Origin of the sequence: Dyadobacter frigoris, assembly GCF_005280585.1 — a bacterium.
Classification (GTDB): domain Bacteria; phylum Bacteroidota; class Bacteroidia; order Cytophagales; family Spirosomataceae; genus Dyadobacter; species Dyadobacter frigoris.
Window position 1 is genome coordinate 522,646 of the sequence record NZ_SZVO01000001.1, and the last position, 13,067, is coordinate 535,712.

General features: G+C 38.1%; 11 protein-coding genes. 8 read left to right on the forward strand and 3 right to left on the reverse strand.

Going from position 1 to position 13,067, the window contains the following annotated elements:
- Positions 1-87 precede the first annotated feature (87 nt).
- The 8 genes from FDK13_RS02350 (at position 88) to FDK13_RS02385 (ending at position 9,744) form a co-directional block, all read left to right on the forward strand.
- Positions 88-342, forward strand: a complete 255-nt coding sequence (locus FDK13_RS02350; RefSeq protein WP_137338360.1) for a GlsB/YeaQ/YmgE family stress response membrane protein — start codon at positions 88-90, stop codon at positions 340-342.
- A 112-nt stretch (positions 343-454) separates the two neighbouring features.
- The gene (locus FDK13_RS02355) at positions 455-2,008 is read left to right on the forward strand and encodes a GH3 auxin-responsive promoter family protein (RefSeq protein WP_137338361.1); all 1,554 of its coding nucleotides are present in this window, start codon (positions 455-457) and stop codon (positions 2,006-2,008) included.
- 68 nt (positions 2,009-2,076) lie between these two features.
- Complete coding sequence (locus FDK13_RS02360; protein ID WP_137338362.1) at positions 2,077-5,175, forward strand: AAA family ATPase; 3,099 nt, start codon at positions 2,077-2,079, stop codon at positions 5,173-5,175.
- Between the two features lie 60 nt (positions 5,176-5,235).
- Positions 5,236-6,435, forward strand: a complete 1,200-nt coding sequence (locus FDK13_RS02365) for a hypothetical protein (RefSeq protein ID WP_137338363.1) — start codon at positions 5,236-5,238, stop codon at positions 6,433-6,435.
- 153 nt (positions 6,436-6,588) lie between these two features.
- Positions 6,589-6,978, forward strand: coding sequence for a sugar 3,4-ketoisomerase (locus FDK13_RS02370; RefSeq protein WP_137338364.1), 390 nt, complete (start codon positions 6,589-6,591; stop codon positions 6,976-6,978).
- Positions 6,975-8,063 carry a DegT/DnrJ/EryC1/StrS family aminotransferase gene (locus tag FDK13_RS02375; protein WP_137338365.1) on the forward strand — a complete coding sequence of 363 codons (1,089 nt, stop codon included), beginning with the start codon at positions 6,975-6,977 and terminating at the stop codon, positions 8,061-8,063. Before FDK13_RS02370 ends, FDK13_RS02375 begins: the two co-directional genes overlap by 4 nt.
- 5 nt (positions 8,064-8,068) lie before the next feature.
- On the forward strand, positions 8,069-8,989 hold the full coding sequence (locus FDK13_RS02380; protein ID WP_137338366.1) for a glycosyltransferase family 2 protein: 921 nt from the start codon (positions 8,069-8,071) through the stop codon (positions 8,987-8,989).
- Positions 8,986-9,744, forward strand: coding sequence for a class I SAM-dependent methyltransferase (locus FDK13_RS02385; protein WP_137338367.1), 759 nt, complete (start codon positions 8,986-8,988; stop codon positions 9,742-9,744). Before FDK13_RS02380 ends, FDK13_RS02385 begins: the two co-directional genes overlap by 4 nt.
- A 14-nt stretch (positions 9,745-9,758) precedes the next feature.
- On the opposite strand, the gene FDK13_RS02390 is transcribed toward FDK13_RS02385, so the two are convergent.
- The 3 genes from FDK13_RS02390 to FDK13_RS02400 are packed head-to-tail and all read right to left on the reverse strand — an operon-like array spanning position 9,759 to position 12,974.
- Positions 9,759-11,156: a high affinity choline transporter 1 gene (locus tag FDK13_RS02390; RefSeq protein ID WP_137338368.1), complete on the reverse strand. Its 1,398-nt coding sequence runs from the start codon at positions 11,154-11,156 to the stop codon at positions 9,759-9,761.
- Positions 11,157-11,208: 52 nt separating this feature from the next.
- The gene (locus tag FDK13_RS02395) at positions 11,209-11,649 is read right to left on the reverse strand and encodes a hypothetical protein (RefSeq protein WP_137338369.1); all 441 of its coding nucleotides are present in this window, start codon (positions 11,647-11,649) and stop codon (positions 11,209-11,211) included.
- Positions 11,646-12,974: a DUF3696 domain-containing protein gene (locus FDK13_RS02400; RefSeq protein ID WP_137338370.1), complete on the reverse strand. Its 1,329-nt coding sequence runs from the start codon at positions 12,972-12,974 to the stop codon at positions 11,646-11,648. The genes FDK13_RS02395 and FDK13_RS02400 overlap by 4 nt, the downstream gene beginning before the upstream one ends.
- Positions 12,975-13,067 lie beyond the last annotated feature (93 nt).

The window sequence follows — 13,067 nt, forward strand, 5'->3', positions numbered from 1 at the left end:
AAATTTTAGTAAAATTTTCAGGTTCGGTATACTTTTTATAATATTAGGAAAGCTTTCAAATTTCTAACACTATAAACAGAATACACTATGGGCATTTTGACTTGGATTATCGTAGGATTGGTTGCCGGAGCTATCGCTAAGGCTTTACATCCGGGACAAGATCCGGGAGGTTTTTTTGTAACTATATTAATAGGAATCGCCGGAGCCGTTGTCGGAGGCTGGATATCATCTCTTTTAGGATTCGGTGCAGTAGACGGATTTAATATCGGAAGTCTTTTTGTTGCCATCTTAGGTGCTGTTTTACTCCTTTTTCTTTATAGAAAATTTAGTACAAAAGCATAGCTGTTTTTAAGACGATGGAGAGGGAATAAGGTTGCAATCTTATTCCCTCTCCATTTATTTTGTTATTTTTGAGAAATTCCTGAAAAGGATTTACATCAACAATCCGATTACTATGAAGCTGGTGAATAATATGACTGTCTGGTTTTTGAAGCGGCGCTTCGAAAGAATCGAGCAGTTTATGAAAAACCCTGTTGAAACCCAGCAACGTATATTTTCTGAACTTATCGAAACAGCCAGATATACCGAATGGGGAACAAAATATAATTTTGGCCAGATAAAATCCATTGAGGAATTTCAGGAGCAGGTTCCCGTTTCTTCTTATGAAGAATTATATCCCTATATCGAACGCGTTTTAAAAGGCGAGCCTAATGTACTTTGGCCGTCGCAGATCGAGTGGTTTTCAAAGTCATCCGGGACTACAAATGCCCGAAGCAAATTTCTTCCTGTTTCTCCCGAAGCATTAGAAGAATGCCACTATGAAGGCGGCAAAGATATGATGACGCTTTTGATCCACAACAGGCCTGAAACGATGGTTTTCGATGGAAAAGGTTTATCAATTGGCGGGACTTTACATGCCAATCCTTTTGATGACTACACGCAGGTAGGCGATGTTTCTGCCGTAATTATGCAAAATCTTCCTGCCTGGGGTGAATTCATGCGAACGCCTCCGTTGGAAGTTGCGCTGATGGATCACTGGGAAAGCAAGCTTGAAAAGATGGCTGAAATTTGCTCAGAGGAAAATGTTACCAGTATTTTGGGTGTCCCAACCTGGACCATCCTTTTGCTTGATAAAATTCTCGCCCTGACCGGCAAAAACAATATGCTTGAAGTATGGCCGGATTTTGAAGTTTTCATTCATGGAGCCGTCTCTTTTGAGCCTTACCGCGACTTATTCACGCAAAAGTATTTTCCTTCCGAACATGTAACTTATCTCGAAACTTATAGCGCGTCCGAAGGCTTTTTCGCCATTCAGGACGATCTTTCCAAGGTTGGAGAAATGCTTTTAATGCTTGATTACGGCATTTTTTATGAATTTATTCCAATAGATGAAGTTGGGAAACAACATCCAAAAGCATTGTTGCTGGATGAAGTAGAAATAGGGAAAAATTATGCTATGGTCATTTCTACCAACGCAGGTTTGTGGCGTTACCTGATAGGCGATACGGTAAAATTTACTTCCAAATATCCTTTTCGACTGAAAGTCAGCGGACGGACAAAACATTTTATCAATGCTTTTGGAGAAGAAGTAATTGTTGAAAATGCAGATCACGCCATCAAAATTGCTGCACAAAATACGGATTCATTAGTAGCCAATTATACAGCGGGCCCCGTTTATATGGGTGATGGTTCCCGTGGACGTCATGAATGGATTGTCGAGTTTACAAAAGAGCCGCAAAATCATGAGGAATTCACCAGAATTCTGGATGAGACTTTGCGCGAAGTCAATTCGGACTATGATGCAAAACGGTATAAGGATATGGCCTTATTGTCGCCAATCGTTCATTTTGCGCCTGCGAATACTTTCTATAACTGGATGTCAAAACGCAATAAACTCGGCGGACAAAACAAGGTTCCCAGACTTAGCAATGACAGGGTTTATCTGGAAGATTTGTTGGGGCAGTCGGCTTTCGGCAGTCAGCAATCAGCTTCTGACCTAAGTCATTAACACAATTGTCAAAATCTATCATCCTTTATTAAGCCGATAGCCGACCGCTGACGGCCGAAAGCCCTGCTATGATTCCGAAGTATCTCAAAATAAAAGGTTTATATTCTTACCAATCCGAACAGGAAATCCAGTTTGATGCGTTAACGGATGCGTCGCTATTTGGTATTTTCGGAGCGGTGGGTAGTGGGAAATCTTCGATTCTGGAAGCAATTACTTTTGCGCTTTATGGAGACACAGAGCGGTTGAATCGTTCGGGTGACGATCGTACTTATAATATGATGAACCTGCGGTCGGATGAATTATTGATTGATTTTGAATGTATTGCAGGAAAACCTGCGGAATTGTACCGGTTTACGGTTAAAGGAAAAAGGAACAGCAAGAATTTCAAGGAGGTAAAAACTTTTGAAAGAAAAGCATATAAATCGGTTGAAGGTGCCTGGATACCGCTTCCGGATGAAGAAAATGCGGAGCGGATCATTGGATTAAGTTATGACAATTTTCGTCGTACGATTATTATTCCGCAGGGCCGTTTTCAGGAATTTATTGAACTGAAAGATGCCGAAAGAACAAGGATGATGAAAGAACTTTTCCAGCTGGAAAAGTATGATCTGAGCCGGAAAGTGGGTACGCTGGGCAAACAGAATGATTTGGAATTGTCTAATCTGGATGGTCAGTTACTGACGTTGGGTGAAGTGACACCTGAAATGATTGCTGCCGAAGAAATAAAAAGAGAAGAAGTAAGGCAGCTGATCAAATCAATCAATAAGGAACTTACAGCGCAAACGGAGCTTGAAAATCAGTTTCAAAAATTAAAACTGATTGCCGAAAAACTACAATTGCTTAATAGCCGGATTCTCGCTTTGGAATCGCAAAAGCCGGATATGGAATTGCGTGAAGAAACACTCCGGGTTTTTGAAATTTGCTCGCTGCATTTTAAATCACTTTTTGACAGAAAAAAATCATACATGATTGCTATTGAGAGAGATAGTCAGTCATTTGAAAGGAACTTTCGCAGGAATACAGAACTTGATTCTGTATTGACCCAGCAACGTGAAGTGTTGGCGAAAATTCAGCCTCAATACGAAAAACGTGAAGAATTGCTGGATACTGCCGGGGAATTGGAAAAGGTAATTCAGATTCTTGAAAATAAAACCGCTTTGGAAAAAAGCAAAGGTGCGCTTGTCCGTGGAGAAGTGAAACTTTTGGAAAAGGAAAAGGCAATAGAGTTTCTGAAAATCAGGAAGTTGGAAAAAGAAGAGCTGAATGAAAAAAGAAAAGCCGGACTGTCGGATATTCAGGAACTTAGCGAGATTAAGGTTTGGTACACAACGTCGGATAGTTTAACGGAAAATCGCATTTCTGTTAAAAAAGAAGCAGACGATTTACAAGCGGAAATTGTAAAACAACAAGGATTTTTACAAACGAAAACGCAGGAAGCAAATAAGGTTTTTTCTTTACAAATTATTCCGGAAGCAAATCTGGAAATGATTCAAAATTCAGTTTCGGATTATTTGCTGGTTAATGAAAAGGAGAGTGAGAACTTGAATCAAAAGCTGGTGCTGGCCAATACCAGATTAGCTTTACAGAGATTTGCCAATAGTTTGGAAGATGGGAAACCTTGTCCGTTATGTGGCGCGGAGCATCACCCTTCCGTTTTACCTGAGGATGATTCTGTTTTTGAAGAGATAAAAAGTATAGAAGTTCAGCGAATTAATTTACAGAAACTGGAACAGGCAATCCGACTGTTTCAATCACCAGTTGAGAGGATTTTTAACCAGATTGAAAGTCTGGAAAAACAGAAAAGTACAATTAAACAACGCTGGACCGAAGTAAGGACTAAAATAGATGCACATGATAAAACATTCATCTGGCTCAAATTTGATAAAAATAACCGTGAAGCTTTTGAGCAGCATTTTAACGCGGCAGTAAAAACCCAGGCAGAGATAAAGGAAAATGAAGTTGCGATAAAAGCCGCATCGCAACTTATAGAAGCCGAAACAAAAGAGAAAGTTGAAAAAATTGAACAGCCGCTGCAAAATCTCAGAAACGAAATTCTGAAAATTGAAAACACGGTTTCTACATTATCCGGACAGCTTGAAAAGGTTAGTTTAAATCATTTTGAGGCGCTGGATAAAACAGCTATTTCTGAGAAAATCGGAGTGTTGAAAAATCAGTATAAAGAACTGAACCGCTTATACGAGCAAACGGAAAAGCAGCTTGATATTCTGGAAAAGGAAAAAGATATGATTTCCGGTAGTCAGAATATTTTGCAGGAAACGCTTGAAAGAAACCGTGGTGAGTTAGCTTCGGCGCAAATTGAAATTGGAAATCAATTAAAAATACATCAGTTTGAATCGGAGGAGTGGGTTAGTAACATTCTCCAAAAACCTGTAATTATTGATCATGAACGTAAAATCATTGATCAGTATAAAAATACATTAAGCAATGCCAAAAGAGATCTGGAAGTTTTGAAAATTGAAAACGCTGATCAAAACTATGATGCTGAAAAACATGCGAGTGCGCTGGCCAACAAGGAAACCTTGACATTGAGCTTAAACAATAAAAGAAAAGAAGAAGGAGGGCTGGATGGTTTGCTTTTAAAAATGGCTGAGGACTTAGCAAAAAAAGAGTCTCTCCAAAAAAATAAAACCAGGCTTGAATTGAGGAAAGAACATCTGGATGATTTAGCAAGATTGTTCCGTTCCAGCGGTTTTGTGGATTATGCGTCAAGTATTTATTTGCAAAATTTAATTCATGCTGCGAATGATCGTTTCCACCAGATGACACATCAGCAGCTTCATTTGGAACTTGGGGAAGGGAATAGTTTTTGGGTAAGAGATTTGTTGAACGGCGGCCATATGCGTCTGCTAAAAACGCTTTCCGGCGGGCAGAAATTCCAGGCTGCACTGTCTTTGGCACTTGCCCTGGCGGATCATATTCATGTCAGGAATGAGTCAAAACATAACTTTTTCTTTTTGGATGAAGGTTTTGGTTCTCTTGACAAAAATGCATTGCAGACCGTTTTTGAAACACTGAAATCGCTAAGAAAAGAAAACCGGATCGTTGGAATTATCAGTCATGTTGAAGATTTGCAGCAGGAAATCCAGGCCTATCTTCGAATTGTTGAAAGTGAAGAAGGAAGTAAAATTATGACGAGCTGGGGTTAGGAATTATCAGTTGTTAACAGGTATCTTTATGCAACGTTATCAATACCACCCCCTAACAAAATGTTATTTGAGGATTTTTACCATTCTTTGGGCCGAAGAATTGAATCTCGGCTTGCGTCCAAATATTGGCTTTGGAAACTTGTTGCCTTTTCTGTTCTTGTCTCGCTTTTTCTTGCTTTTCCTCCTTATACATTACTCTTAGGCCATCTGAGTGAACATGGCATGAAACTGGATGCCTGGGTTTTTGTCCAAAACCAGAGCCAGGATCTTTTCCATCCCCAAGGTATGGATTTCGATGTGCGCCGTGAAAACATGATTTTCCGTTGGGTACTGCCACTTCTGTCTTTTCTTACAGGCCACAATATTATCATCATTATTTTACTGCAATCCGTTCTCGGGGTATTCTTTATTTATAATGTTGGTCAGTGGGTTTATGCTGTTTCAAATGACAAAATAACAACCAGTTTGTTTGTCATTTCCATTGCTAATATTTTCGTCTGCACCTGGACATTTGCTGACATTTATGGTTATGGAGACGGTTTTGCGTACTTTTTTCTTTTAGTCGCTTTATTGAACCGTAATCCGGTTATTATTTTTATAGCCTTACAGATCGCCTTTTTTACGGACGAACGTGCCGTTATTGCCGGCGGTTATTTGTTGCTTTTTCATATGTTGATAAAGGTTTATGAGCTTAAAGATTTTCGCCTTGTTACACTCTTCAAAAACGTGTTTTCAGGTAATAATGCCTGGGTTTGGTTGGCGTGGATATTTTATTTTACTGTTCGATTTTATGTAAGGGAAAAATATTTTCCAAATCATAGTTATTCCACACTAGGCACGCCTGTTTTATTTGCAGATGCACATCGCTATGGTTTGGGAAGCAGTTTGTGGACAGCATTTGAAGGCATGTGGCTGCTCATGGGCGGAGCAATTCTTGCTTTATGGCTTACCAAAAGATACAACTTGTTGTTGGTAGTAAGTGTAGGTTTTATAGTCTTAATAGCCACAGGTATTTATGTACACGATATTGACCGGGCATTATCTTACGGATTTCCATTTTTATTGATGGCCATTTATGTCCTTTTTCAAACGGTTTCATTAAGATCAATAAGACTGATACTCTTTTTTACAGCGGCCGTTTGTGTGATTCACCCCATGGTTTATTATATGGGTTACAATAGAATTTTGTGGATGGAACCCTTTCCTGTCAGGGCTTTTATGTTACTGGATTATTGGATGGGCTGGAATTTTTTTAGCTGAAATCTTTTTACCTGCATGTTTCGTAAGTCTGTTAAATAAAATAATATTGACTTAAAAAATTTATTGAGATTTATTTTAGAACTTTGATATTAACCCATTCTTAAAAGCACCAGGACTCCCGATTTATATTTTCACAATATAATTAACCCATCTATGCCGACATTATTACAATTGGACACTTTTAATTCTGATTCCGGTAACCTTACTGTTTTTGAAAAAGTTATTCCGGGTACAATCAAGAGAGTTTTTTATATTTATGGAGCTTCTGAAATGAGCCGCGGAGGACACAGGCACCACACTGCCTGGAATGCTTTGATTTGTCTTCATGGGAGCTGTCATATTTATAGTTATGATGGGAAACAAGAAGAAGATTTCACTTTAAACAGCCCTACGATCTGCCTTATTTTAGAACCAAAAGACTGGCATGTAATGGATTCATTTTCAGAAGATGCAATTCTTTTGGTGCTGTCAAATGAATATTATGACCGCGCAGATTATATTGATGAACCTTACCTGATACGTTCGCGGGAGCTGTCATTATGATTCCTTTTCTGGATTTAAATGAAATCAATAATCCCTATCTTGGGGCTATTGAAGAGGCCTCTCTGCGCGTTCTGCGCTCTGGCTGGTATATTTTGGGAGAGGAATTACTGGCATTTGAAAAGTCATTTGCTGAATATTGTGAAGCAAAGAACTGTGTTGGAGTTGCAAACGGACTTGACGCAATAGGTCTGATTTTACGTGCTTACGACTTTCCCGAAGGATGTGAAATTATCGTTCCGGCGAATACGTATATAGCATCAGTGTTACCGGTAAGCTACTTAAATTTAGTGCCGGTTTTGGTAGAGCCTGATCCGGCTACAATGCTGATTGATCCGTACAAAATTGAGGAGTGTATCACACCATTAACACGGGCAATAATCTGTGTTGATCTTTACGGGCGGAGCTGTGAAATGGATGTTATCATGGATATTGCGGTTCGTTATCATCTAAAAGTAATTACGGATGCAGCTCAGGCTCATGGATCATTTTACAAAAACAAAAAAACGGGAAGTATAGCGCACGCCACAGCTTTCAGTTTTTATCCGACAAAAAATCTGGGTGCCCTGGGAGACGCCGGAGCAGTAACAACTTCGGATGCTGAACTGGCTGAGAAAATAGAATATCTGAGAAACTACGGATCGAAGGAAAAGTATAAAAATGATTACAAGGGAGTTAATAGTCGTTTGGATGAAATACAAGCTGCCATTCTGAATGTTAAATTACCATTTTTGGATAGAGATAATAAGAAACGGCGTGAAATCGCCAGGCGTTACCTTACTGAAATTAAATTAAGGAATCTTGTTTTACCTCCGGCAGACCATATTGATGAAGATGCATGGCATTTATTTGTGGTGAGGCACACAGAAAGAGTTTCCCTGATTCAGCATCTTGACAAAGCTGGTGTACAAACCAATGTGCACTATCCATTGCCAGTTCACAAACAAAAAGCTTATGGAAATCTCAATTATTTGGAATTGCCCATTACTGAAAAAATTCATGATCAGGTTTTAAGTTTGCCGTTAAATCCTGTACTGACAGATTCAGAAGTTTCTTATATCATCAACGTTGTAAATAAGTTTGAATAGTATCAATGAAATTATCCGTAATCATACCGGTTTACAATAGTGAGATTTCTATTTCATTATTGGTCAATAAATTGCAGCAGGAATTAAAAGAAATTTCTTTTGAAATTATTTTAGTTAATGATGGTAGTCCCGATGGTTCTGATCTCATTTGCAGGCAATTGGCCGGGGAATTTGTAAACTTACGGTTTATTTCCCTACGTCGGAATTATGGAGAATTTAACGCAGTAATGTGCGGTCTGAACTGGACGAAAGGAGAATTCAGTGTGATGATTGATGATGATTTTCAAAATCCTCCTGAAGAGATAATCAAGCTTGTACACACGGCCGAAAAGGGAAATTACGATGTGGTTTACACTTATTATTCCAAAAAGGAGCATGCCGTTTATCGCAATCTTGGAAGCAGGCTGGTAAATTGGGTGACCAGTTATTTGCTTGGCAAGCCCAGAGGATTATATCTGTCCAGCTTTAAATTAATTCGTAAGGAAGTAGTAGACGAAATCATCAAATATCAAGGTCCTTATCCTTACATTGATGGATTGATTTTCAGGATCACCAGAAATATAGGAACGGTTCAGGTAATGCATCAGAAACGGGAAGAGGGAACTTCGAATTATACCTGGCGCAAGCTGATCTCTCTTTTTCTCAATATTTTGTTTTGTTATTCTTCGCTCCCCATTCGTCTTTTTATGCCGATTGGTTTAGGCTTATTCGGGCTTGGTTTTTTCTTCCTTTTATTTTTATCGGGTCAATGGATTATTGGCCCGGACCCAAAAGGCTGGCAGGTTGTTACCGCAGCAGTATTATTTATCGGTGGTATTCAATGTACATTGCTAAGTGTTTTGGGAGAATATATTGGGAAAAGTTTTATGGCACAAAGCGGCCAGCCCCAGTATGTTATTAAATACAATAGCGAAAATATTCTATGATTAATAACCGGGCAGAATATCAGCGGATGTTTGAAGTTGAGCAAAAACTGTGGTGGTATCAAATCCTTCATGAAAAGGTTTTGTATCAAATTAAAAGACATTTTAAGAAGAATAAAGAAATTACTATCCTGGATGCAGCATGTGGTACAGGCGGACTTCTTTCTTTTTTTCAAACAAATGGTTACAGACAGTCTATCGGATTTGACTATTCACAACATGCGATTGAATTTTCAAAAGAGAGAAACCTGAATGTAAGTTTCGGAGATTTGAAAAATGTGAATGCTTTTCGTGAAGGTCAGACGTTTGACGTAATTTGCTGTAACGATGCTCTTTACTTTCTTGATGATGAGGAAATTATCAACGCATTAAAGTCGTTTAAAAAGCGACTTAATACTGATGGCTTTATTCTGATCAATATTCACGCACACGAAGCTTTTTCCGGAACACACGATGTTGCAGTAGGGAGTTCAAGAAGATTTGTGTTAAGAGATTTTGCAGGATATGCCAAAGCTGCCGGTTTGAAAATTGACAATCACACCTATTGGCCATTTTTTCTTTCACTTCCCATATGGCTGGTCAGAAAATGGCAGCGGTATCAAATGCGTTCCGGAAAAATAAAAAATGATGATTTACATTCTGACGTAAGTTACCCAGGCAATTTTATCAACGGGATTTTGAAAACGATTACGGATATAGAAAATGTTTTTCTGCCCACAGCCCCTTTTGGAAGTTCTCTGTTTTTGGTTTTGAAATAATAAATTCATATAAATCAATCCGCAGAACTCATCAGTTCATTTTTATGAAAGGTTTTTTCTAAATAAATCCCAAAAATCATTGCCAAACCGCTGGCAAGCAAGCCATAAATAATCGGAGGATATTCAGTCTCCATCCACACAGTTAACATCCAGATTACCAATCCTGCAATCATTGATAAAATACAGCCCAGCTGATTAGCCCGTTTCCAGTATATGCCAGCGGCCAATGGAATAAAAAGTGAAACCAGGCTGAAAGCGGATGATTCAGCTACGAGTTCAAAAATACTTTCGCGTGTGGCGGCCATAAAAATGCAGATGCCGGTAATGATAATTATTCCTATCCGAATAATTAATAGCAACTGCTTGTCGGTCAGATCGGGACGAAAAAATTTGATAACGTTTTCTCCCAAAACCGCAGCAGGCGCCATAATTGCACTGCTTGTTGTACTTAAAATGGCTGAAACCAACGCTCCGAAGAAAAGTATTTGTAACGGCAAACCGGTATGAAGTAAAACCATATTTGGAATAATCATCTGACGGTCGTTGTCTAATTCCGGATACAGATGGTGCCCGCAAAGTCCGATAAATAAGGGAAGCAAAGCAACGGTCAGATACATAAAGGAAGAGAGCAATGTAGCTTTAACAGAAACATTAGCTGATTTGGCAGACATTACTCTTTGAAAAACATCCTGCTGAGGAATTGATCCCAGACCGATGGTAATCCACGCAGCAAAATATTCCAGAGAATCTTTGAAAGTAAATTGTGGATAAACCCTGAAAAAACCTTTGGGAGCTGCTTTCAAAAGTGGTGCAAAACCGCCAACTTTCAGATATAAAACGACGGCAACGATCAGCAATCCGAGAATAATCATGATCGTCTGCAAAAAGTCGGTAACCGATATTGACCACATGCCACCCCAGATGGTATATAGAATGACTACGCAAGAGCTTAATAAAATACACTCGGTTAATGACCAGCCCAGAACTACTTTCAAAACAATACCCATGGCGAGCAACTGCGCGGCAATCCAGCTGAAATAGGAGGGGATGATCATTAAAGCAGAAAGTAATTCTGCCGGGCGACCGTATCGTATTTTAAAGAAATCACAAAAGGTAATGATATTCATTTTGTAAAATCTTCTGGCAAAAAACAGTCCGACCAGAAATAAGCAAAGCGCTGCTCCAAAAGGATCCTCAATTACGCCGAGAACGCCATTGTCAATAAATTCTGCCGGAGCTCCCATGATTGTTTCAGAACCAAACCAGGTTGCAAAAGTTACCGATGCCGCTAAAAAAAGTGGTAAACGCCTGCCTGCCAGTACAAAGTCTGCCGTGGTGTTAACTCTGCGGGATGCCCACAAACCAATTCCAAGGTTTAACAATAAGTAAGCAATTATAGCGAAAGCGAGCATGTCTAGCTAAGTGAATTTTAAATCACTTATATAAAGATTCTGGTAAAATAATCTACGGGATATAATTTATGTAATCAATGTGTTCGGGTCTTGAAAATGCTTTTGGATTAATCCCATCTCGTTTAGGAGAATTATTAACATCCTGACGTAATCCTAAATCGATTATAATCCCAATTTTACGTTCAGAAAGCCAGATAGTTTTCAAGTGAGGCCAATCTTCACTGTTGGATTTTAATTTTTTCTCAAAAACCTTCGAAAATTTAACTTCATCTAAATCAGATTTTTCAAATTTTATCAATCTGCCATTTCTAGTGAGCTCATTAATAAGAACAAAAATATTCTGGTTTGTTCTACCATATTCAATTAATAACTTTTGGTTAATTACTAAAACTCCCTCAGCTCTAATCCAACTTATTAGTTTTTTATATTCCGGATCTAGTGGATTTGTGAAATTCTTGATAATGTTGGTGTCAATAAATATATCCTTTCTCATTCTTTAAATAAGTTGAGAGCAATGTTCATGACGTCAATTCCGTAAGTATCAAAAAAGCCATCAGGAGCATTTTTGATCTGTCCGTCAGTAGCAAATTCAATATCGTGGACGGTACTTTTTATACCGTCATTTTCGAAATAATATACTTTAACATCTTGCGGTTTCAAATCACCTTTAACCAATAATAATCTTATTCGGTTTAATAGATATTCACTATGGGTTTCGATGATATACTGCTTATTTTTACTTCGAATCTGATTTTGTAGGTGATCACCAAGAGAGGCTTGGATTTTTGGATGAAGATGAATTTCTGGTTGGGATATTGCCAGACACGAATTATCTGGCAATTGCAAATCCGCTACAATAATTGGTAAAAACTGGCTCACACCAAAACCAACATCTGCAAGATTCGCTTCATTACTATTTTTTTTTACTTTTACAGAAATCTCAAAAGTTCCATCTTTTGTAAAGGATCCAACTGATTCGAGAAGTTCAAGCTCAGTAATTATTTTGTTTAGTTCATCAAATTTTTCAGTGTTAGTCTCTTTCCATTCAATAATTTGATCCAGATAACCTTCTCCATCTGTCTCAATCCTGTTTAAAGCTTTCGATTTGCGTACGTTTGATCTCTCGGGTGGTCTTCTAAATGATCCAATGTAGTTGAAGAGACTCCCGTCAAATTGGCGATTAAATGATTCATTAAAAATAAATTTTCTATCCCTAACGGCTGACAAAAGACCATTAATTGAAGAAAATGATTTTGTTATTCTGATATGATTGTCATGCCCATTTCTCCGTTTTTCGAACGAGCCTTTGAATCCTTCTATATCTTCAAGCCAACTTCTTATTTCGTCATTTCTTATGTCATCCATTCTCAGATCTAAATTAAATTTTAGAGAAGAATCTGAAATGGTATTTAGTTTGAGATCCCAGAATGTATTAACGAAATATAATTCTTCAAATCGGCAGTCGATTGAATTTAGTTTGGGTAAGTCATTTATGCTATTGTACTTCCACTTTGTTTTTAATACCGGATGCGGGTCAATTCCTGAAACAGATTGATTTTCAATTTCCAGATCCAGCGAAATATCTTTAGTAAGATCATTTTGATAAACCATTTTTTCAAAGCTTCCCATATTAACATAATCTCCATTTGGGGAAAGATTAAAGGGGAATTGCTCTGTCTGAAACATAGCAAGCAGACTATTAATTAGCGAACTTTTACCACTGCTATTTGCTCCTGTTAATAATGTGATCGGGGCAAATTTAACATCTACTTCCTCGAAGCATTTGAAATTTTTTAATGACAAGGATTTGAAAAGCATTGAAATCGCTGTTTTTTATACAAATCTATAAAAAATGTTGCTAAATGAATTTTATTAAATGATTCCCTTCGCAAATAACCATTTTTTCTATTT

What these genes read in the sequence shown, in the direction of transcription:
- FDK13_RS02395 (WP_137338369.1), bottom strand. Translation starts at nt 11,649, where the DNA reads ATGAGAAAGGATATATTTATTGACACCAACATTATCAAGAATTTCACA.
- FDK13_RS02380 (WP_137338366.1), top strand. Translation starts at nt 8,069, where the DNA reads ATGAAATTATCCGTAATCATACCGGTTTACAATAGTGAGATTTCTATT.
- FDK13_RS02400 (WP_137338370.1), bottom strand. Translation starts at nt 12,974, where the DNA reads ATGCTTTTCAAATCCTTGTCATTAAAAAATTTCAAATGCTTCGAGGAA.
- FDK13_RS02385 (WP_137338367.1), top strand. Translation starts at nt 8,986, where the DNA reads ATGATTAATAACCGGGCAGAATATCAGCGGATGTTTGAAGTTGAGCAA.
- FDK13_RS02390 (WP_137338368.1), bottom strand. Translation starts at nt 11,156, where the DNA reads ATGCTCGCTTTCGCTATAATTGCTTACTTATTGTTAAACCTTGGAATT.
- FDK13_RS02350 (WP_137338360.1), top strand. Translation starts at nt 88, where the DNA reads ATGGGCATTTTGACTTGGATTATCGTAGGATTGGTTGCCGGAGCTATC.
- FDK13_RS02355 (WP_137338361.1), top strand. Translation starts at nt 455, where the DNA reads ATGAAGCTGGTGAATAATATGACTGTCTGGTTTTTGAAGCGGCGCTTC.
- FDK13_RS02370 (WP_137338364.1), top strand. Translation starts at nt 6,589, where the DNA reads ATGCCGACATTATTACAATTGGACACTTTTAATTCTGATTCCGGTAAC.
- FDK13_RS02360 (WP_137338362.1), top strand. Translation starts at nt 2,077, where the DNA reads ATGATTCCGAAGTATCTCAAAATAAAAGGTTTATATTCTTACCAATCC.
- FDK13_RS02365 (WP_137338363.1), top strand. Translation starts at nt 5,236, where the DNA reads ATGTTATTTGAGGATTTTTACCATTCTTTGGGCCGAAGAATTGAATCT.
- FDK13_RS02375 (WP_137338365.1), top strand. Translation starts at nt 6,975, where the DNA reads ATGATTCCTTTTCTGGATTTAAATGAAATCAATAATCCCTATCTTGGG.